The 20407-nt window shown below is 58.5% G+C and carries 24 protein-coding genes; 15 read left to right on the forward strand and 9 right to left on the reverse strand.

Going from position 1 to position 20407, the window contains the following annotated elements; genetic code table 11:
- Positions 1 to 11 precede the first annotated feature (11 nt).
- The 5 genes from atuD (at position 12) to ppnP (ending at position 4961) form a co-directional block, all read left to right on the forward strand.
- On the forward strand, positions 12 to 1169 hold the full coding sequence (atuD, locus tag ACA069_RS19695) for a citronellyl-CoA dehydrogenase (protein WP_497615050.1): 1158 nt from the start codon (positions 12 to 14) through the stop codon (positions 1167 to 1169).
- Positions 1166 to 1963, forward strand: a complete 798-nt coding sequence (locus ACA069_RS19700; protein WP_497615051.1) for an enoyl-CoA hydratase/isomerase family protein — start codon at positions 1166 to 1168, stop codon at positions 1961 to 1963. The genes atuD and ACA069_RS19700 overlap by 4 nt, the downstream gene beginning before the upstream one ends.
- Positions 1964 to 2030: 67 nt before the next feature.
- Positions 2031 to 3992 carry an acetyl/propionyl/methylcrotonyl-CoA carboxylase subunit alpha gene (locus tag ACA069_RS19705; protein WP_497615052.1) on the forward strand — a complete coding sequence of 654 codons (1962 nt, stop codon included), beginning with the start codon at positions 2031 to 2033 and terminating at the stop codon, positions 3990 to 3992.
- Between the two features lie 70 nt (positions 3993 to 4062).
- Positions 4063 to 4605, forward strand: coding sequence for a 3'-5' exonuclease (locus ACA069_RS19710; RefSeq protein WP_187679545.1), 543 nt, complete (start codon positions 4063 to 4065; stop codon positions 4603 to 4605).
- A gap of 71 nt (positions 4606 to 4676) precedes the next feature.
- A complete protein-coding gene (gene ppnP, locus ACA069_RS19715; protein WP_169914502.1) occupies positions 4677 to 4961 on the forward strand; it encodes a pyrimidine/purine nucleoside phosphorylase in 285 nt (94 codons plus the stop codon).
- A 74-nt stretch (positions 4962 to 5035) separates the two neighbouring features.
- Here the strand turns inward: ppnP and ACA069_RS19720 are convergent, their stop codons facing one another.
- Both ACA069_RS19720 and ACA069_RS19725 read right to left on the reverse strand, forming a co-directional pair.
- Positions 5036 to 5842 carry an MOSC domain-containing protein gene (locus ACA069_RS19720; protein ID WP_497615053.1) on the reverse strand — a complete coding sequence of 269 codons (807 nt, stop codon included), beginning with the start codon at positions 5840 to 5842 and terminating at the stop codon, positions 5036 to 5038.
- A 92-nt stretch (positions 5843 to 5934) separates the two neighbouring features.
- Positions 5935 to 6870 (reverse strand): chemotaxis protein CheV, encoded by a 936-nt coding sequence (locus tag ACA069_RS19725; RefSeq protein WP_497615054.1) that lies wholly within the window; start codon positions 6868 to 6870, stop codon positions 5935 to 5937.
- A 453-nt stretch (positions 6871 to 7323) separates the two neighbouring features.
- On the opposite strand from ACA069_RS19725, the gene ACA069_RS19730 reads away from it, so the two are divergent.
- From ACA069_RS19730 to ACA069_RS19740, 3 genes are all read left to right on the forward strand, one after another.
- Positions 7324 to 7794, forward strand: a complete 471-nt coding sequence (locus ACA069_RS19730; RefSeq protein WP_187679547.1) for a hypothetical protein — start codon at positions 7324 to 7326, stop codon at positions 7792 to 7794.
- A gap of 488 nt (positions 7795 to 8282) precedes the next feature.
- Positions 8283 to 9176, forward strand: a complete 894-nt coding sequence (locus ACA069_RS19735) for a sensor histidine kinase (RefSeq protein ID WP_401267229.1) — start codon at positions 8283 to 8285, stop codon at positions 9174 to 9176.
- Positions 9173 to 9832: a response regulator gene (locus tag ACA069_RS19740; protein ID WP_187679548.1), complete on the forward strand. Its 660-nt coding sequence runs from the start codon at positions 9173 to 9175 to the stop codon at positions 9830 to 9832. Before ACA069_RS19735 ends, ACA069_RS19740 begins: the two co-directional genes overlap by 4 nt.
- Here ACA069_RS19740 and yegS read toward each other — a convergent pair.
- Positions 9816 to 10733 carry a lipid kinase YegS gene (gene yegS / locus ACA069_RS19745; protein WP_489879101.1) on the reverse strand — a complete coding sequence of 306 codons (918 nt, stop codon included), beginning with the start codon at positions 10731 to 10733 and terminating at the stop codon, positions 9816 to 9818. The genes ACA069_RS19740 and yegS overlap by 17 nt on opposite strands.
- Positions 10734 to 11047: 314 nt before the next feature.
- On the opposite strand from yegS, the gene ACA069_RS19750 reads away from it, so the two are divergent.
- Positions 11048 to 11356 carry a hypothetical protein gene (locus tag ACA069_RS19750; RefSeq protein WP_187679575.1) on the forward strand — a complete coding sequence of 103 codons (309 nt, stop codon included), beginning with the start codon at positions 11048 to 11050 and terminating at the stop codon, positions 11354 to 11356.
- A 57-nt stretch (positions 11357 to 11413) separates the two neighbouring features.
- On the opposite strand, the gene ACA069_RS19755 is transcribed toward ACA069_RS19750, so the two are convergent.
- Together ACA069_RS19755 and moaB are read right to left on the reverse strand one after the other, a co-directional pair.
- Positions 11414 to 12640: a molybdopterin molybdotransferase MoeA gene (locus ACA069_RS19755; RefSeq protein WP_187679550.1), complete on the reverse strand. Its 1227-nt coding sequence runs from the start codon at positions 12638 to 12640 to the stop codon at positions 11414 to 11416.
- Positions 12624 to 13163: a molybdenum cofactor biosynthesis protein B gene (gene moaB / locus ACA069_RS19760; RefSeq protein WP_187679551.1), complete on the reverse strand. Its 540-nt coding sequence runs from the start codon at positions 13161 to 13163 to the stop codon at positions 12624 to 12626. The genes ACA069_RS19755 and moaB overlap by 17 nt, the downstream gene beginning before the upstream one ends.
- An 80-nt stretch (positions 13164 to 13243) precedes the next feature.
- On the opposite strand from moaB, the gene mobA reads away from it, so the two are divergent.
- Positions 13244 to 13846 carry a molybdenum cofactor guanylyltransferase MobA gene (gene mobA, locus ACA069_RS19765; RefSeq protein WP_489879098.1) on the forward strand — a complete coding sequence of 201 codons (603 nt, stop codon included), beginning with the start codon at positions 13244 to 13246 and terminating at the stop codon, positions 13844 to 13846.
- A gap of 78 nt (positions 13847 to 13924) precedes the next feature.
- Positions 13925 to 14146 (forward strand): YgdI/YgdR family lipoprotein, encoded by a 222-nt coding sequence (locus ACA069_RS19770; protein ID WP_187679553.1) that lies wholly within the window; start codon positions 13925 to 13927, stop codon positions 14144 to 14146.
- An 81-nt stretch (positions 14147 to 14227) separates the two neighbouring features.
- Here the strand turns inward: ACA069_RS19770 and ACA069_RS19775 are convergent, their stop codons facing one another.
- The 3 genes from ACA069_RS19775 to ACA069_RS19785 form a co-directional block, all read right to left on the reverse strand.
- Positions 14228 to 15118 (reverse strand): pseudouridine synthase, encoded by an 891-nt coding sequence (locus ACA069_RS19775; protein ID WP_497615055.1) that lies wholly within the window; start codon positions 15116 to 15118, stop codon positions 14228 to 14230.
- A 71-nt stretch (positions 15119 to 15189) separates the two neighbouring features.
- Positions 15190 to 15507 (reverse strand): transcriptional regulator, encoded by a 318-nt coding sequence (locus ACA069_RS19780; RefSeq protein WP_003226726.1) that lies wholly within the window; start codon positions 15505 to 15507, stop codon positions 15190 to 15192.
- Between the two features lie 112 nt (positions 15508 to 15619).
- Positions 15620 to 15856 carry a glutaredoxin family protein gene (locus ACA069_RS19785; protein ID WP_401267145.1) on the reverse strand — a complete coding sequence of 79 codons (237 nt, stop codon included), beginning with the start codon at positions 15854 to 15856 and terminating at the stop codon, positions 15620 to 15622.
- 209 nt (positions 15857 to 16065) lie between these two features.
- Between ACA069_RS19785 and ACA069_RS19790 the strand changes: the two genes are divergently transcribed.
- Positions 16066 to 17778, forward strand: a complete 1713-nt coding sequence (locus ACA069_RS19790; RefSeq protein ID WP_497615056.1) for a cation:proton antiporter — start codon at positions 16066 to 16068, stop codon at positions 17776 to 17778.
- Here the strand turns inward: ACA069_RS19790 and ACA069_RS19795 are convergent.
- On the reverse strand, positions 17775 to 18983 hold the full coding sequence (locus ACA069_RS19795) for an ammonium transporter (protein ID WP_497615057.1): 1209 nt from the start codon (positions 18981 to 18983) through the stop codon (positions 17775 to 17777). The two genes, ACA069_RS19790 and ACA069_RS19795, sit on opposite strands and share 4 nt — an antisense overlap.
- A gap of 306 nt (positions 18984 to 19289) precedes the next feature.
- Between ACA069_RS19795 and ACA069_RS19800 the strand changes: the two genes are divergently transcribed.
- The 3 genes from ACA069_RS19800 to ACA069_RS19810 are packed head-to-tail and all read left to right on the forward strand — an operon-like array spanning position 19290 to position 20328.
- The gene (locus ACA069_RS19800) at positions 19290 to 19604 is read left to right on the forward strand and encodes an ElaB/YgaM/YqjD family protein (RefSeq protein ID WP_122591936.1); all 315 of its coding nucleotides are present in this window, start codon (positions 19290 to 19292) and stop codon (positions 19602 to 19604) included.
- Between the two features lie 2 nt (positions 19605 to 19606).
- A complete protein-coding gene (locus ACA069_RS19805; RefSeq protein ID WP_497615058.1) occupies positions 19607 to 19993 on the forward strand; it encodes a phage holin family protein in 387 nt (128 codons plus the stop codon).
- Positions 19990 to 20328 carry a hypothetical protein gene (locus ACA069_RS19810; protein ID WP_187679559.1) on the forward strand — a complete coding sequence of 113 codons (339 nt, stop codon included), beginning with the start codon at positions 19990 to 19992 and terminating at the stop codon, positions 20326 to 20328. Before ACA069_RS19805 ends, ACA069_RS19810 begins: the two co-directional genes overlap by 4 nt.
- The last annotated feature ends 79 nt before the right edge of the window (positions 20329 to 20407 follow it).

Raw genomic sequence — 20407 nt, forward strand, 5'->3', positions numbered from 1 at the left:
GAACAATAAAAATGATCTTCACCCCGGAACACGAAGCGCTGCGCCGCACCGTCCGCCAGTTCGTCGACCATGAGATCAATCCGCACGTCGAGGAATGGGAAAAGGCCGGACGCTTTCCGATCCACGAGATTTTCCGCAAGGCTGGCGAACTCGGTTTGCTAGGGATTTCCAAACCGGAAAAATTCGGCGGCATGGGCCTCGATTACAGCTATTCGATTGTCGCGGCCGAAGAGTTCGGCACCATTCACTGCGGCGGCATTCCGATGTCGATCGGCGTGCAGACCGACATGTGTACCCCGGCGCTGGCGCGCTTCGGCTCCGATGAACTGCGCGAAGAATTCCTCCGTCCGGCGATCACCGGCGAGCAGGTCGGCTGCATCGGAGTTTCCGAAGTCGGTGCCGGCTCTGACGTTGCCGGGCTCAAGACCACCGCGCGCAAGGATGGCGACGACTACGTGATCAACGGCAGCAAAATGTGGATCACCAACTCGCCGAGAGCCGATTTCATCTGCCTGCTGGCCAACACTTCGGACGACAAGCCGCACATCAACAAGTCACTGATCATGGTGCCGATGAACACGCCCGGGATCAGCCTCAGTTCGCATCTGGACAAGCTCGGCATGCGCAGTTCGGAAACCGCCCAAGTGTTTTTCGACGACGTGCGCGTGCCGCAGCGCAATCGCATCGGTCACGAAGGCGCAGGCTTCATGATGCAGATGCTGCAGTTTCAGGAGGAACGTCTGTTCGGTGCGGCGAACATGATCAAGGGCCTGGAATACTGCATCGACAGCACCATTGAGTATTGCAAGGAGCGCAAGACCTTCGGCAGTGCACTGATCGACAATCAGGTGATCCACTTCCGCCTCGCCGAACTGCAGACCGAAATCGAATGCCTGCGAGCGCTGGTCTATCAGGCCACCGAGCAGTACATCAAAGGCCAGGACGTCACCCGCCTCGCTTCGATGGCCAAGCTGAAGGCCGGGCGCCTTGGTCGCGAAGTCAGCGACAGTTGCCTGCAATATTGGGGCGGCATGGGTTTCATGTGGGACAACCCGGTGGCCCGCGCCTATCGCGATGTGCGACTGGTGTCCATTGGCGGCGGCGCCGACGAAATCATGCTGGGGATCATCTGCAAACTGATGGGTATTTTGCCGGGGAAAAAGAAATGAGCACCCTACCCGCTTGCCAGACGCTGCTGCTGGAGCTGCACGGCGGCGTACTCCACATCACCCTCAATCGCCCGGACAGCCGCAATGCGATGAGCCTGCAGATGGTCACCGAATTGCGCGCCGTGTTGGCGGCCGTTCACGATGACCGGACTGTTCGGGCCCTGGTGCTCAGCGGCAGCGGCGGACATTTCTGCGCTGGCGGCGACATCAAGGACATGGCCAGTGCCCGCGCCCAGGGAGCCGACGCTTACCGTGATTTGAACCGGACGTTCGGCGCGCTGCTCGAAGAAGCTCAGCACGCGCGGCAAGTGCTGATCTGCGTATTGCAAGGCGCGGTCATGGGCGGCGGATTCGGTCTTGCCTGCGTAAGCGACATCGCAATTGCCGACCACAAAGCGCAGTTCGGCTTACCGGAAACCAGTCTCGGCCTGTTACCGGCGCAGATCGCCCCGTTTGTGGTGCAACGCATCGGCCTGACTGAAACCAGACGCCTGGCCCTAACCGCTGCGCGTTTCGACGGCCATCAGGCTCGGCGGTTGGGGCTGGTGCATTTTGTCGAGCAGGATGCGCAAGCGTTGGCCGAGCGGTTGGATGAGGTGCTGCAACATGTTTTGTGCTGTGCACCAGAGGCGAATGCCATGACCAAACAACTGCTGCTGGCCAGTGCCGGGCAGCCATCAAGTGAGCTGCTGGATGAGGCGGCGCAGTGGTTCAGCGAAGCGGTGACGGGTGCCGAGGGAATCGAAGGAACCATGGCGTTCATGCAAAAACGCAAACCCGGGTGGGCCACCTGACCCTGTGGGAGCGGGCTTGCCCGCGAAGAGGCCAGCACATACACCGCAACTTTCGAGGGAACAGCCCATGCCCGCCATCCACAAAATCGTGATCGCCAACCGCGGTGAAATCGCCTGCCGTATCCAGCGCACCGCCCAAGCCCTCGGCTATCGCACCGTCGCCGTCTACAGCGATGCCGACGCCGATGCACTGCACGTGCAAATGGCCGATCAAGCCGTGCACATCGGCCCGGCGCCGGTGCAGCAGTCGTATCTGAACATCCCCGCCATCCTCGACGCGGCTCGCCGCAGCGGGGCCGATGCAATCCACCCCGGCTACGGTTTCCTCTCGGAAAACGCCGAATTCGCCCGAACCTGCGAACAGGCCGGGCTGACCTTCATCGGCCCGAGCGCCGACGCCATCGAATTGATGGGCAGCAAGCGCCTGTCGAAACTCGCCATGCTCGATGCCGGCGTACCGTGCATTGCCGGTTATCAAGGTGCAGAACAGGACGACGCAACGTTGCTGCGCGAAGCCGAACGCATCGGATACCCGCTGATGATCAAGGCAAGCGCCGGCGGCGGCGGGCGCGGTATGCGTCTTGTGCACAACGCTGACGAGCTGCCTGCACAACTGCGTACCGCCCGCTCTGAAGCCCTCAATGGATTTGGCAATGACGAATTGATCCTCGAACAAGCACTGATCGAACCGCGACATGTCGAGGTGCAACTGTTTGGCGATCACCACGGCCACCTGGTCTACCTTGGCGAACGCGACTGCTCGATCCAGCGGCGCCATCAAAAAGTCATTGAAGAAGCGCCCTGCCCGGTCATGACCGCCGAGTTGCGCCAGGCCATGGGTGAAGCGGCGCTCAAGGCTGGGCGCGCGGTGAATTACGTCGGCGCTGGCACCGTGGAGTTCCTGCTCGACGCGCGCGGGCAGTTCTACTTTCTGGAGATGAACACCCGCTTGCAAGTGGAACATCCGGTGACTGAATTGATCACGGGGCTGGATCTGGTCGCCTGGCAATTATCGGTCGCCGAGGGGCAGCCGCTGCCGTTGACCCAGGAGCAAGTGCAACTCCATGGTCATGCGATGGAAGTACGGCTGTACGCCGAAGATCCGACGCAAGATTTTCTCCCGCAAACCGGCCGCATCGAAGCATGGGAACCGGCGCTTGAGCACGGCGCACGAATCGATCACGGACTGTTCGAAGGGCAATCGGTCAGCCCGTTCTATGACCCGATGCTCGGCAAACTGATCGCTCACGGCGCTACCCGTGAAGAGGCGCGGCGCAAACTGCTGCGCGCGGTGCAGGATAGTGTCCTGCTGGGCGTACAAAGCAATCAGCGATTACTCGACAACCTGCTGCAACATCCGCAGTTCATCAGTGGCGAATTCAGTACCGGATTCATTCCTCGGCACTTCAGCGATCACCCAAGCCTGCACCCGTACACACCGAGTGCCGAAGAACTGGCCATTGCCGCTGTGCTGTTTTACCAGGCGTCCGCTCGACAGCACCGAGCGCCCTTGAGCCATTGGCGCAACAACGCCAATGTACCGCTGCACTATCGGCTTGGCCTCGATGAGCAGAACTGGACCGTGCAACTGCTCAAGCTCGCGGGAGAGGTGATTGAGGTGCAAACCGCGGAACGCTCCCTTGAACTGAAACTGATTAATCACAGCGAAAAATCGGTCACGCTGGAAATCGACGGCCTGCGCCAACGTCACGCCTATCGCCTCGATGTCGGGCAACTCTGGCTGTTCACCCATCCCGGCAGCCTGCGCCTGGAGGATCGAACTCATGCCGTGATCGGCAGTCAGACCAGCGTCAGCTCCGGCACCTTGAAGGCGCCGATGGATGGCGCCATCGTCGACGTACTGGTCAGCGAAGGCAGCGCGGTCAGCAAGGGTCAATTGCTGGTGGTGCTGGAGGCAATGAAAATGGAGCACCCGCTCAAGGCCGGCATCGACGGCGTGCTCAAGCGGGTGCAGGTCAAGGTCGGCGATCAGGTAAAAAATCGTCAGGTTCTGTTGCAAGTAGAGTGAGTCGCCAGGCGCAAACGCAGGGTTTGACTACGCTCTGATCTATCAGGACGCGGAAATCAGGAACCCTGCGATGCCCCATTGGCTGGTCATTGATCTGGAAGCCACCACCGACGAGGGTGGCTGGCCGGTTACGGAAATGGAAATCATCGAAATCGGCGCCACGCTGGTCGATCGTGCGGGACGCGAACAGGATCACTTTCAGCGTTTCGTCAAACCCACACGTCGGCCATTGCTGACGCCGTTTTGTCGTGAACTCACGCACATCACCCAGGCCAATATCGACACGGCGCAGCCTTTGACGGAGGTCTGGCCAGCGTTCGAGCGCTGGCTTGGTCAGCATCAGACACGTCTTGAAGGCTGGGCGAGTTGGGGCGATTACGACCGCAAACAGTTATTGCAGGAATGGCAGCGGCTACAACTTGACAGCGCCTTGAGCCGGGTGCCGCATATGAACCTCAAGCAACGCTTCGCCAAGGCCCGGCGCCTGGAACGGCCATTGGGGCTCAACGGCGCGCTGCAACTGGCCGGCATGCAGTTCAGCGGTCAGCAACATCGGGCGCTGGAGGATGCGCGCAATACCGCACGCTTGCTGCCGCTGGTTCTGCCGCTTTAGGGGCGTGACGGCGTTAATGGCCTTGTGCATACTGGCCGCCCCACTTTTTAGCCCTTTTCGAGGAATCGCCCATGTTTAAAGTCAACGAGTACTTCGACGGTACCGTCAAGTCGATCGCCTTTGGCACCGCTGAAGGTCCGGCGACCATCGGCGTCATGGCTCCGGGCGAATACGAATTCGGCACGGCCCAGCGTGAAATCATGCACGTTGTTTCCGGCGCACTGAGCGTCAAATTGCCCGACAGCAACGATTGGGAAACCTTCGCCGCCGGCAGCCAGTTCAACGTACCGGCCAACAGCAAGTTCCAGCTGAAAGTCGCAGTCGACACCGCTTACCTGTGCGAATACCGCGGCTGAGTCCACGGCTTTCCCCCGGCGTAATAAAAATGCCCGTGTCCAAAGACACGGGCATTTTTCATTTCAGGGTTGGGTTACTCGAGAATTTCCACCGGCATCCCGACCTCAAGACGACCATTGCTGTCATTCACCAGATTCTGCCCGAACATCGCGCCATCGGCCTGCGCGCGAGTCTTTTGCAGCGTCGCCAGCGGTTCGCGATCAGCGCTGCGCTCGCCCGTTTGCGGGTCGATGGTGGTGAGGATGCAGCGTGAGCACGACTTGACTACGCGGAACTCGACATCGCCAATACGAACACGCTTCCAACTGTCTTCGGCATACGCGTCGCTGCCTTCAATGACCAGATTCGGCCGGAAACGCAGCATTTCCAGCGGCCGTCCGACCTGTTGCGCCAGGTGCTGCAGCGACGCTTCACCGATCAGCAACAACGGAAAACCATCGGCGAATGCGACCTGATCGTCCTCCTTGCCATAACCAGCCTGCGTCGTACGCGCACGATCCACAGGCACCTGCACCAGACGGGTCGGCTTACCGATGAAATCACTGGCCCACTTCGCTGCGTCATCGCCAGCGTCCGGCACCCGCAAGGTGTCACGCCAAATGGTCACACCACGCAGTTCGGCACCGCTGTCCGGCACGGCGATTTCAATCGACGCATGCGAAGGTGCGCTGAGCGTCAGTCCGCCGTGGGCATTCCACAGTGCCGACAACTGGCTCATCTTCGCTTCTGCGCGCTGAGTCAGGAAACGCCCGCTGGCTTCGTCCACCAGCATCCAGCGTCGATCACCCTCAAGCCCCAGCTTGTCCAGGCTGATCCCTTGCAGAACCTCGCCTTTGCCGGATTTCAACGGGTAACGATAAAGCGCGCTCAGACGCAGCATGGCCAGCTCCCTGATGGGTAAAAAACGCCACCCTATACGAGCTTCATCAACGAATCAAAGGCTGACATGAAGTCAGCCTTTGAGCAGGGCTATCAGGCCAGCACTTCATCGAGCATCAGACGCTGGCGAACCACATCGACCAGTTTGTCCGGCTGGAACTTGGAGAGGAAATTATCGCAGCCGACCTTCTTCACCATTGAGTCGTTGAAACTGCCTGACAGCGAGGTGTGCAACACCACGTACAGCCCACGCAGGCGTGGATCGTTGCGGATTTCGGTGGTCAGGCGATAGCCGTCCATCTCCGGCATTTCCGCGTCGGTGAACACCATCAGCAGTTTGTCGGTCATGTTCACGCCGGTGTCGGCCCAGGCCTTGAGCATGTTCAGCGCCTTCAGGCCATCACTGGCAATGTGCATTTTCACGCCGAGCTGGCCAAGCGTGTCACGCAATTGCGAGAGTGCCACGTTGGAGTCGTCCACCAGCAGCACTTCTCGGCCACGGGCACGTTCCAGCACCGGATCATCGAGCTTGTCGCGCGATACCTTGGCGTTGTACGGAACGATTTCGGCGAGCACTTTTTCGACGTCGATGATTTCCACCAACTGATCGTCAACTTTGCTGATCGCGGTCAGATAGTGCTGGCGGCCAGCACTGGTTGGCGGCGGTAGAATGGCTTCCCAGTTCATGTTGACGATGCGATCCACACCACCGACGAGGAAGGCCTGCACCGAGCGGTTGTACTCAGTGACGATGATGGTGCTGTTCGGACCGGGTACCAGTGGACGCATGCCGATCGCTTGCGAAAGGTCGATCACCGGCAAGGTCTGCCCGCGCAGATTGACCACACCGCAGACAAACGGGTGACGCTGAGGCATGAGGGTCAACTTTGGCAGTTGCAGAACCTCCTGAACCTTGAACACGTTGATCGCGAACAATTGCCGTCCGGCCAGGCGGAACATGAGAATTTCCAGGCGATTCTCACCCACCAGTTGCGTGCGTTGGTCTACCGTGTCGAGAATGCCGGCCATCAATGACTCCTGGGGTTGTTCTGATGAATTCACTAAGAGGTGTTATCGGCTGTAAATGCCGAATCTTGATCCCCGCAGAAATCACTATCAAAATGCCACATCAGGGCATTGATGTCACATTAACATCATGCTTTACTGGCCCCGTGTTTTTCATCTGCTAAAGTCTTCGCGGCGCGACCTCGGTTTGCACGGTAGGTTCCCGCGCCTAAGGGATTCCCCTAGTAACAATCAGGCCCAACCTGATATTCGCAATATCCAATAGCCATTAATGTGACGCCATTCTCATTGCATGAACGGAGTCAGGCTATTGTGTGCGATCGCAGTTCAGCGGAAACAAACCCCCTGGAACCTCTCAGCCTGTGTACCTGCACGTCTGGGCGCGATCTCCCGACGATTCACGATCGTCGTCACACACGGCATTCCCTCATCAGACATGACGTTGTGGAGATAAGCATGCCAATCGACCGTAAAGAGTGGGCGCAACGGTTCCCCGAATTTCTTGTCGAAGCTGAAACGCTCCTGGCCAAGTCCGAAGAATGCCTCAGTCATCTGCAACTGATCAGCAACGACAAGGACGCCATCGACTGCATGCTCAGCACGCTCCTCAAGCTTGCCAGCAGAGCTGAAGCCCTGGCGCTTGAAGCGATTTCCGAGTTTTCCCTGCATATTTACGGCTTGCTCAATCTGGCTCAGGACCACGTCGACCTGCACCAACAGGCCCTGGATGCATTGAAGGATTGCTTCACACTGATGGCCTGGCAACTTGAACTGGTCGACCAGAACACCGGACAACTGAGCCTCGATAACAGTGAACAAACCTTGCTGATCGAGGCCTTCGCCTTTCAAGTTGGTCAACCCGAGTTTCAACCAGCGCTCACAGCCAAACGCTTGCCCCTCTTGTCCTTTTCGGAGCGCCAGGCCTGATAGGGTGTGATCCACCGCTGACAAGATCGCCGTTCGCATCGTCCAATGTCGCAATTGAACAGTTCATACCTGCCAGCGACAAATCGAATTAAATAATCACACCTGACAGAGGCGAATATTTCCAGCCGGGCTCAGGGTTTGCCTGTGTCTAAAGAACCCAACTTCAGGCAACACCGATATCTATCGATGACAATAAATCGATTTCCCCCAGTTATGGAACTCGCGTCCAACATGGCGTATTTGCTGGCTCATTGGACATATATAGCGAACGCGACCAACGGTATCTTAAGTGGTATTATGCCGCCCACTAGTTGCCTTCTAGTTAATGGCACAGTGACTTCAGAGAAAGACATCTACGAAGTTGGCAGTCAAAATACGCACACTGAACCACGTTGAAATCAATAACATAATTGACAGCATTTTCAGACAGAGACCCGCCAGCCACCGGCCGGTCTGCCCGCAGCGAAAATCCATTGGCTCCATCCGTTATGTACGCCAGCCTCAAGTCGATCACAACATGGCCACCCTCCCGGGAAAATGCACGCCGGTTCACGCTCATACTGTGTATCGCGGCCACACTTGGCAGCCTGCTGACCTATGGTTTTTCCACACAGATCGGCCTGGGACTGTTGCTGCTGAACATCGCCGCCACCGCCTGCGTCTGGGTGCAATATCGGCTGTCGCGCAAATCGATCAAATTCCAGCCGCAAGAACTCGCTGACCGCCTGCTGGAAGTCCAGGAAAACGAACGCCATCGCCTCAGCCGTGAGCTGCACGACGATATCGGCCAGTTGCTGACGGCCGCCAAACTTCAGAGCGACTGGCTTAAACGGCGCATGCCGGAAGATTTGCAGGAGCAATGCACGGCGCTTTGCGACACCCTAGAAGAAACATTGAACAAGGTGCGCGATGTCTCGGCCATTCTCAATCCACGTCAACTGACCAGCCTCGGTCTTGAGGCCAGCCTGCGTGCGCACCTGCTCAAGACTTTGACCAACACCAGCGTGCACTGGAGTCTCGATTGCCAGCAGCGCCTGAACGGCATTCCGGAAGAAATGGCGGTCGCCGCCTTTCGCATTACCCAAGAGGCCGTGACCAATATCCTGCGACACGCGCAGGCAAGAAATCTGTTGATACGCGTGCAACGCCTGCCAAAAGGCCTGACATTGCTGATCAGCGATGACGGAAAGGGATTCGCTCCGGCCGCGAATCCGGGTCGTGAAGGACAACGCGGCATGGCCGGGATGGCCGAACGGATCGAACAATTGGGTGGCACCCTGAGCGTCATCAGCGAACCGGGCAAAGGCACTCAAATCGAAGCACTTTTCCCCTGGGCGCCCCGTGCACTCGAGCGGGCCAGTACGAATAAGGTTATGCGTTGACTTGTAACTTACTTCTGGTGGATGACCACTCGCTGATCAGGGCCGGCGTGCGCGCTCTGGTGCTGGATATTCCCGGTTACGCGGTGATTGGCGAGGCCAACGACGGCTCGCAGTTGCTGGAGATGGTCGAGCAACTGAGCCCCGATATCGTGCTGCTGGACATATCCATGAAAGAAACCGGCGGCCTGGAAGCCCTGCAACGGCTCAAGCGGGTGCGTCCGCAGAGCAAAGTGCTGATCCTGTCGATGCACACGGACCCCGCGCTGATCATGCAGGCGCTGGAATCCGGCGCCCACGGTTATCTGCTCAAGGACACCACCGCCACCGAACTCGAGCACGCGCTGGAAGCCTTGCGCAACAACGAGCGTTACTTGAGTCCGGCCATCGCCCACACCGTGATCACCCAGGCGCTGACCCGCAATCAGAAGCAACAGCCGGAAATCGCCGACTCGCACAATCTGACCGCCCGACAGTTGGAAATCCTGCGCTTGATCGTGCGGGGCAAATCGACCCGGGAAATTGCCAACGGCCTGGGCTTGAGCATCAAGACCGTCGAGACCCACCGCTCGCAAATCATGAAGCGTCTGCAAATCTACGATGTGGCAGGCCTGGTGCTGTTCGCCGTGCGCGAACAGATCATCAGTCTGGACGATTGAGAGGCTGCTTGACGGTCAACAGAGGCGAGTCCTTCGGCAGGTGCACCTGCAACGCCGCAGGCCTTACCTCGAATCGCATGCTTTCGCCTTCCAGCGGTTCACCATCAAGATTAATGTACAGCCCCTCGGCGACCTTGATTTCGACCCACGGCAAACGGGTTCGCACAAACATGTTGTCGATGCCAAAACCGTCGCTCAGCAGACTCTTCAACGTGCCGACCAGCTCCTGTGGCGCTGGCAAGATGCTGACATCCAGTAATCCGTCGTCGGCCAGTGCCTGCGGACACAGCACATGCCCGCCTCCCGCCTGACGACCATTACCGATCCCCAATGCCAGCAGCTCACCGCTCCAGTGAAAATCCGGCCCCTGCAGCTCGCCATATGCGGCATGTAACTCGCTGAATCGTGACAGACCGGTGAACAGATAGGCCGCACCGCCCAGCACTTTCTTCAGATCCTCTGAAGTATTGGCCGTGACCTGACTGCCAAAACCACCGGTGGCCATGTTGAGAAAAATCTGCCCGCCCACTTCACCCAGATCAATATCACGCGCGGGTACATCGAGAAGCTCAAGCGCCTCGGCCGGCTCCAGCGGGATTCCCGCTGCGCGGGAAAAATCGTTGGCAGTCCCCAAGGGCAAAAGTACCAGACTGGCTTTCCCCGGATGCGCCGCGAGAGCTTCGGCGATATCGCGCAAAGTGCCGTCTCCGCCACCGGCAATGATCTGCCGATAGCCATCCGCCAGCGCTTGCTCCACCCATCGTTGGGCATCGCCTGCCTCCCACGTCAGACGCACTGCCAATTCCCAGCCTTGCTTGCGTTTGTCCTCGACTGCGGCGCGAACCGCCTCGTTGAGTGCCTGCTTGCCATGCAGAATCAACAGTGCCCGGCGTTCACTCATAGCGTCACTCCCTGAATTGAATCGGTTGAAACATCTTGACCGCAGCGGCACCTAAAAAAGCCGCAAGAATGACAATTAATTCAAGCGACCGGACGAGGCGTCTTACACAGCGGTATTTTTTCTTACAAAACAAGAGGAATCGGCTTAATTGACCAAGCTCGGCCATTGGTTCACCGTGTGTCGGCGGTATCAATCATCCCAATAACACAAGGACGTGCATGTAATGAGTCGATACACCCCGAGTTTTTTTAACAGCTCGACAGATGGAAAAGGTTACTGGCTTCTATCCGAAACAGCCGCTGTTGGATTTTTCCATGCAGAGCCTTGAAGCCAGAATGCCAGTGAGTCCGGTTGGCCCTCTCGCCGAAAGTCGCGCGAACCCCAAGTCCGAGTTCAAAAGCAACGCCAAGACCACTGGAGAAGTTGATATGGAACCTCGTGTTACCGAGCTGGAAACCCACCTCAAATACATTCGACGGGACATGGACGAAGTTCGTAGTGACGTCAGAACAATCAAACACCGTCTTGCCTATTCGGCGGGTGCAACAGCAGTAGTACTGGCTCTGCTGGGTTGGGTGGCCAATAGCCGATTCGACCAGCTTGTTACGCTGATCAGCCATTGACTCAGAGAAACATTGCAGGCATCGACTGTTTCAGCCGACGCCTGCATTTACGCTAGATCAGCCCAGTAGATCACTCAGTGGAATGAAAACGACCTCATCCCCTACATTCAGAGTGCGGCCTTCCAGCACTTCAACCAATCCATCTGCCCACGCGGCACTGCGCAGCACACCGGAACTCTGGTTACGATAGATCGTCGCCCGCCCTTGCTCGAGACGCCCACGCAGGTATTCACGGCGATTGCCGGCAACCGGCCAGGTGAAGCCTGCCGGCACCGGGAACTTCAGAGGCTCGACATCCCGCACTCCCTGCCGGCGCAACAGGTAGGGGCGAGCCAGCAGAGCAAAGGTCACCAACGTCGACGCCGGGTTACCAGGCAAGCCGATGACCGGCACATTGCGGAAATGTCCGAATGTCAGCGGTTTTCCGGGCTTGATGGCCAGTTTCCAAAGGGCCAGTTCGCCCTCTTCTCGCAGGGCAATACCCAGAAAATCCGCTTCACCTACTGATACACCACCGGTGGAAAGTATCAGATCAACATTCTGCAACTCACCGAGCCGGGCACGGGTGGTGGCAAGGTCATCAGGAAGAATGCCAGCGTCGATCACCTCACAGCCCAGACGCAGTAACCAACTGCACAGCAACACCCGATTACTGTTGTAAATCTGCCCCGGCCCCAATGGCTGACCCGGTTCGACCAGTTCGTCGCCAGTAGAAATCACCGCAACTCGAACCTTGCGCACAACTTTCAGCCCGGCGCAGCCCAGCGACGCGGACAAGCCTTGCTCAATCGGACCAAGTCGCGTTCCGGCGGGAAGTATCAGTTCCCCGACGGTTGTTTCCTGGCCTTGGGGGCGAATGTTCTGCCCGATCTTCAGAGCTTCAACGAAACGCACGCTTCCATCGGACTGAACGTCAGCGTTTTCCTGCATTTCCACGCAATTGGCACCGGGTGGTATCGGCGCCCCCGTGAAGATTCGCGCACAGGTACCGGGTTTCAAAGCTTCCGGAGACTGCCCGGCAAACACCTTTTGACTAACCGGCAGCGGTTCGCCCGCCCAGTCCGAGAGGTTCAAGGCATATCCGTCCATGGCACTGTTGGGCCAAGGTGGCAGATCCAGGGTCGAAACCAGATCTTCGGCCAGTACCCGACCCTCGACTTGAGCCAGTGGCAAATATTCGTGCTCGACGATTGGCGAGGCCTCGGCCATTTCCAGCAGTCGCGCCAGCGCCACTTCGACGGGCATCAACGAGCCCGTCTTGCCCGGCTTACCCACGGGATTCACAAGGCGCTGCCTGTTTCAGATGAGGAACGAAATTGCACGGACGGTGACGAGCGTCCAGTTGCTCACCCAAAATCCCATCCCACCCCGTACGCACGGCATTGGTCGAACCCGGCAAGCAGCAAACCAGCGTGCCATTGGCCAGACCGGCCAGCGCTCGGGATTGCACGGTCGAGGTGCCGATATCAGCCACCGATATCTGCCGGAACAACTCCCCAAACCCATCCACTTGCTTGTCGAGCAGACACGTGACGGCTTCAGGGGTGCTGTCGCGGCCCGTGAACCCGGTGCCACCGGTGATCAGCACCACCTGTACGACATCGTCGGCAATCCAGTTGGCGACTTGCGCGCGAATTTTGTAGAGGTCATCTTTGAGCAGGACCCGCGCTGCCAGATTGTGGCCGGCGGCCGCCAGTCGGTCGACGAAGACCTGGCCTGAAGTGTCGGTTTCCAGGGTTCGGGTATCGCTGACAGTCAGAACCGCAATATTGAGCGGCACGAAAGGTACATCAGCCTTGGCTTTCATAGGCTCTTCCAGTTGTAGGGAAAACAGCCTGGTGTTATATCACAGCGCCCCCTTTTTTCGCCGCCCTCCGGAGAGCTGCCATGACCTTTGACACGCAACTGCCGCCCTGCTCCATCTTGCTTTTGGCGGGTGGACGCGGGCAACGCATGGGCGGTCAGGACAAAGGTCTGGTGGAGTGGCTGGGCGAGCCGTTGATTGCGCATCTACAGCGCAAGACCCGTCCGCTCACCGATGACCTGATCATCTCCTGCAACCGTAATCGTGAGCTTTACGCGCCGTTCGCCGATCAGTTGGTGGTGGACGACGAGGGTGACTTTCCCGGTCCGTTGGCCGGTATTCGCGCCGGCCTGAAAGCCGCACGCCATTCGCATCTGCTGGTATTGCCCTGCGATGTCCCGCGTATTGATGGTGCGTTGCTACAAAGCATGCGCGAGACCGCGAATCTGCATCATGACAAACCATTAATGTTGCGCCATGACGAGCACTGGGAACCGTTGTTGTGCGTGATCCCGGTCGCCCTCTTACCGGCCTTCGAAGACGCCTGGAATGCCGGGGAACGCAGCCCCGGGCGGGTCATGCGCGGTCTCGGCGCCACCGCGCTGCACTGTCCCGACAACGACCCACGGCTGGCCAACCTGAACACCCCCGACCTGTTAAATGCGCACAACACTGTGTCAGACTGACACTATTCAAGGAACTCTCACGCCTTGTATACGTCTCAAGCTCAGTAACCAAAAGAATTCCCATTCGGAGACACACTCATGACTCAACGGACCCTCGCCACTTTCATGCTCGCACTGGGCCTAGCTACCCTCGCCGGTTGCTCGTCGCCAACAGTGATCACCTTGAATGACGGTCGCGAAATCCAGGCCGTCGACACCCCGCAATACGATGATGATTCGGGCTTCTACGAGTTCAAACAGCTCGACGGCAAAGAAACCCGCATCAACAAGGATCAGGTTCGTACCGTTAAAGAGTTGTAAGCTCTGGGTCGACACCGGATACAGAAAAGCCCGCATAGATATGCGGGCTTTTTCATGGGCGCTCGAAAAATGGCACCGATGTCACCATTGCAGGGTGATGCGACTTTCGAATTCACGTTCCTCACCGGTCACCGGATCGATAAATCGCAGCCCTTGTGCCAGTAATTTGAGTGGATTGGCGTAGTCATCCTCGATGTCTTTCAGTGCATCCGGGTAAAAAGGGTCGTTGCAGATGCTCGCCCCCAACGCGGTCATGTGCACGCGCAGTTGATGTTTCTTGCCGGTCACCGGATACAGGCCGTAGCGCCAGAGATCGCCGTTCTTTTCCCGGACTTCCACAGCCGTTTCGGTGTTGCTGACGCCCGGCCCCTCCTGCATACGGAAAAAAGGCTCGCCATCAATAAGGCGGCTTTTGTGCACCAAGGGGAAACTGAGTTCAGGCAATGCCGGGGCAATCGCTTCGTAGCGCTTGTCGATCTGCCGTGTCGGGAACAGCGACTGATACGCGGAACGGGTTTGCGGATTAGCCGAGAAGATCACCAGCCCCGCCGTATGCCGGTCGATCCGGTGCAGCGGCACCAGATGAGGATTGTCCAGCCGACGAATCAGCCTGCGCAGCAAGGTTTGTTCGACATACTCGCCGGCAGGGGTCACCGGGAGAAAGTGAGGTTTGTCAGCCACCACCAGATGTTCGTCGGCATAAAGAATCGACTCGACCACCGGTATCGGTTTTTCGTCCGGCACTTCGCGAAAGTAGTGAATCCGCAGGCCTTCCTTATAGGGCAAGTCCAACGCAATCGGCTGACCTTGGCCATCCAGCACCCGCCCCCGGGCAATCCGGTCCAGCCACTGCTCGCGCCCAATGGCACTGAAATGCTCGCACAAACAATCAAGTACGGTCAGCCAAGTACCCGGCGGCAAGTACAGTGTGCTGGCCTGATTCTGTGCAGCGGAAAATGTTGATGTGGACATACGGAAACTCGACCCGTTAAAGCAGTCCGGCATTATCCAACACTGGGGGAAACGAACCTAGCGCTGAATCCTCAGGCGGGAATCGACTTGAGCGCCGCCGCCTCGGTGAATTCCTTGAGCCAGCGCAACACGTCGACCGCCTCCCAGCGGCCCGGGTCGTACAAGGCGTAGAGCAAACCCTGATAACCGACCACGTCCAACTGCTTGTGATAACCGGCGCGCTGAAACAGGGCTTCGATCTCGGCAAAACAGGTATTGAAATGCAGTTTGTTGAATGGCGTCTTGCCCTCCGTGACCAACCCGTCCAGGCGCAATTCGAGAACGGCCTCGCGCACCACATCAACCGACATCCGGTTAACGCTGTTCTTCAACTGTTCGACATTGACCACGGTTCATCCCTCTGACCCAATTACTGTATGAACATACAGTAACCGAACAAACCGGGAAGTGCCAAGGGCTGGATGCGCGTGAGCGACCAGCGGAATGCTGCATGAAAGCTGATTAACGGAGAAACGCCACGACCTCATCGGCGCTGAACGGCCAGTCCAGTTCAGCCCCGGTGTCGATTCGACGCAGTACCGGAATCCGCAGGCCGTAAGCCTCAAACCAGCGCTCGTCCTCGGCGATATCAACCAGCTCAACGAGCAAGCCGTGCTCGACAAAGGGCATCAGTTCAGCTTCCGCGACTTCACACAGATGACACCCCAAGGTGCCGAACAGCTGACATTCAGGAGGCATGATGGCTTCGACCAGAAATGAGTGCCCCTATTCTATGCCGCCCCTGAAAACCCGTCGAGCCACCGCAGCCCGAAGGCTTAAGCGTATTTGTGGCGTTTCACTCGCAAAACCCTGACGCAAATCAGCCCGCTGAAAAACCAATTACGCAATGCTCCCGGTCTTTTTGCCTCTACGCTTGAGAAGCCAGAGCCCTGACATCGGAGTGTCCAGTGTTTGCCAACCTGTTGATCATCCTCGCCTCGTCCCTCGTGGTGATTGCGCTGTTCCGTCGCCTGCGATTGCCGCCGGTGTTGGGCTACCTGTGCGTGGGCTTGCTCGTCGGGCCGAGTGCCTTCGATTGGGTCAACGAGAGTGAACACCTCCCCGACGTGGCTGAACTGGGTGTGGTGTTCCTGTTGTTTTCGTTGGGCCTGGAGTTTTCCCTGTCGAAGATGATTGCGCTGCGCCAGGTCGTATTTCGTCTGGGCAGCCAGCAGGTTCTGATCAGCACGGCGCTGTTGGGTCTGCTGCTGATGTCGCTGGGCATGCCGATGACTTCTGCACTGTTGCTTGGCGCAGGACTGTCGCTGTCGTCCACGGCGATCGTGACCAAAGAGCTGGGCAGCCTCGGCGAAGTGTTCAGCAATCACGGCCAGAATGCCGTCGGCGTTCTGCTGTTTCAGGACGTGGTCGCGGTCTTGCTGCTGACCCTGGTGCCGGTGTTCGCCGGAAGCAGTGATCAGGTCTGGTATTGGGCATTGCCGATGACCCTGGCGAAAACCGTGGTGCTGTTTGTCGGTCTGCTGCTCGCCAGTCGCTGGTTGTTGCCTCGGCTGTTCCATGAAGTGGCTGCGTCGCGCTCGGCTGAGTTATTCGTACTGTTGGCGCTGGTGATCGTGCTGTTGACCGCATGGCTGACTCACTTGCTCGGCCTGTCCCCTGCCCTTGGCGCTTTTCTCGCCGGCATGTTGTTGGGTGAAAGCCACTACCGACATCAGATCGAAGCCGATATCCGGCCTTTCCGCGACATTCTGCTCGGGGTGTTTTTTGTCAGCATCGGCATGCTGATCGACCTGCAATTGTTCGTCAGTCACAGCCTGCTGATCCTCGGCCTGACCCTCGGTTTGATGGTGATCAAGGGCATCGTGGTGGCGCTGCTGGTGAAGTGGCGCGGCAGTGACAGTGAAACCGCGTGGCGCAGTGGTTTGGCGCTGGCCCAAGGGGGAGAATTCTGCTTCGCACTGATGGCGCAGATGCAACAAAACAGCCTGATGCCGGCAGAGTTGGGCGCCCTGCTGCTCGCGGCGACGTTCTGCTCAATGCTGCTGACACCGCTGTTGCTGCGTGCGGCACCACGTATCGCCGCGGTCCTGCACCGCAAACCCAATCAGGAAGCACAGATCGAGGAGATCAGCGCGCTCAACGCCAGTCTCGACAAGCATGTGGTGATTTGCGGATACGGCCGCGTCGGCCAATCGATCGGCCGTTTCATGCGCAACGCAAAGCAGCCTTACATCGCTCTGGACAACGACCCGGTGCGGGTACAGGAAGCCTCGAGCGGGGAAAGTGACGTGCATTACGGCGACTCCTCTCGCGGCGAACTGCTGACCGCCATCGGCCTGATGCGTGCACGATTGCTGGTGATTGCCGTGGATCAAAGCGATGTCGCCCTGCGCATCCTCAAGGAAGCTCGCCGACTCAATGCGCACGTGCCGATTCTGGTGCGCACCCGTGACGACAGCCAATGGGCCGAACTGAAGGCCGCCGGCGCCACCGAAGTGGTGCCGGAACTATTGGAATCGAGCCTGATGCTCGCCTCGCATGCCTTGATCATGCTCGGCCTGCCAGCGCATCAGGTACAGGAGAAAGTCGATCAGGTGCGCATTGATCGCTATCGCCTGCTGCACGGTTTTTATCCCGGGGCCGACGATGTTGAAAATTAGTCCTGACTCACCGCGCCGATCTTGTGCAACGACAGATCGGCGCCGTAATACTCTTGTTCCTGACTCAGGCGCAGGCCATGCAGCGCCTTGATCCCGCCGTAAACGACGAAGCCGCCGATCAGCGCCACCGCCACGCCGAGCGCAGTGCCGATCAACTGGCTGATCAGGCTGACGCCACCAAGACCACCGAGCGCTGTCTGGCCGAAAACCCCGCAGGCAATCCCGCCCCACACGCCACACAATCCGTGCAACGGCCATACGCCCAAGACGTCGTCGATGCGCCATTTGACCTGCGCGGCGGTAAAGCACCAGACGAACAGTGCACCAGCAATGGCGCCGGTCACCAGTGCGCCGACCGGATGCATCAGATCAGAACCTGCACAGATCGCCACCAACCCGGCCAACGGGCCGTTGTGCAGAAAGCCCGGGTCATTGCGCCCGACGATCAACGCCGCCACCGTGCCACCGACCATCGCCATCAACGAGTTGACCGCCACCAGTCCGCTGACACCCTGCAGCGTCTGTGCGCTCATTACGTTGAAGCCGAACCAGCCGACAATCAGAATCCACGAGCCCAAAGCCAGAAACGGAATGCTCGACGGAGCGAACGCGACCAGTCGACCATCGCGATAACGCCCATTGCGCGGGCCAAGCAGCAGCACCGCCGCCAGCGCCAGCCAGCCGCCCATGGCATGTACCATCACGGAGCCGGCGAAATCATGGAACGCCGCACCAAACTGCGCCGTCAGCCAGGCTTGCAGGCCATAGTTGCCATTCCAGATCATCCCTTCGAAAAACGGATAAATGAACGCCACGATCAGCGCTGTGGCACACAACTGAGGAACGAAACGCGCCCGCTCGGCAATGCCGCCGGAAATGATCGCCGGGATCGCTGCGGCAAAGGTCAGCAGAAAGAAAAACTTCACCAGCCCATAGCCATGATCGGCACTCAGCACCGCCGCCGGCTGCATGAACGTCACGCCGTAGGAGATCCAATAGCCTATAAAGAAATAGGCCAGGGTCGAGACGGCGAAATCGCTGAGGATCTTCGACAAGGCGTTGACCTGGTTTTTCTGGCGCACCGTACCGACTTCCAGAAATGCGAAACCGGCGTGCATCGCCAGCACCATCACCGCACCGATCAGAATGAACAACGTATTGGAGCTGTGAACCAACGTGTCCACAGCGCTTTGCAGATTTTCCATAAAGAGGCAGACCTGGCAGGTAAATAGAGCACCAAATCAGTTCATACGAGCATTTCATGCACCAAGTTGCGACCGCGCAGTCATGGATCAGGCTGTCCGATGAACCGCTTTGGCGCACAAGGTCGATGCCTTGATACGAACCGTGGTTATTTGAGTTAAGGTTTTCCCGCTTGTACGCTCGGCAACAGCGCACGACTGTCGGGCGACGCACCACGACGTAGCAAAAGCTGTACCAGTCATTTGTACTGAACCTTCGCGCAAGGCTCATACTCGAACGCTTCAGACGCCACTTACGGAGATCCACCCATGGCCAGCATCAAGGCAAAGACTGCTCAAGAAATCCTGATGAACGACTTCCAGACATTGGTCGCCGACACCGAACGGTTGCTCGAGCACACCGCCACTCTGGCCGGCGATCAGGCTGATGAGCTGCGTGAACAGATCCACGACAGCCTGCTGCGTGCACGGGAAACCCTGAAGCTGACCGAAGACACCCTGCGCGAGCGCGGTCAGGCGGCGGTCACCGCCACTGAAGACTACGTGTCGGCCAATCCGTGGCAATCCGTCGGCATCGCTGCCGGTGTAGGTTTTCTGATCGGCCTGCTGGCTACTCGGCGCTGATTATGTCGATCGGTGAATCCGGCCCGGCTGCGGGCACCACTTCCTCCACGCGGCGTCTGGGCGCCGCTGTCCTTGGCTTGCTGCACAGTCATGTCGAATTGTTCGGCATCGAATTGCAGGAGCAGAAAGCACGTACCGTCAGCCTGTTGCTGTTCGCAGGCTTGGCTTTGGTGTTTGCCCTTCTGTTGCTGGTAGGTTTGTCGACGCTGGTGTTAATCGTGTTCTGGGATACCTATCGCCTGCCCGCGATCATCGGCCTGTGCGTGTTCTATACGCTCGCGGCCGCTTTCTGTGGATTGCGCCTCAAGGCTGCGGTCTTCGATGAATCCTCGCCCTTCCACGGCACGCTCGAAGAGCTGGCCAACGACCGGGAGCGTCTGCTGCCATGAGCCTGCCTGAACTTCCACATAACAGCTCTCGTCGGGAAATGCGCAAGGCACTGATCCGCCTGCGCATGGAAATGCATCGTCAGGAAATCCGTCACGAAGCCGGGCAAGTGCTGCAACCCTTGCAGCGCATGCGCGGCATGTCGCAAAACCTGCAAGGCGGATTCGGCATCAAACACGCGCCGTTGTGGGGCGTGGCCGCTGTCACCCTGCTGGGATTCATCACCGGTAAGGGCGCGAAAAGTGGCGGCGTCGGTGGCCTGACCCGACTGGTTCGCCTCGGTACCAGCCTCGGGCCACTGATCAAACTGGTCATGCAGAGTTCGGGCAAACGCTGACCTCTCGCAACTGGCTACATTCTTGCAATACCTTCGGGATGAACCTCTTTCTAGAAGAGGTTCAATCCTGAACGCCTAC

Source organism: Pseudomonas sp. LBUM1652 (assembly GCF_059716105.1).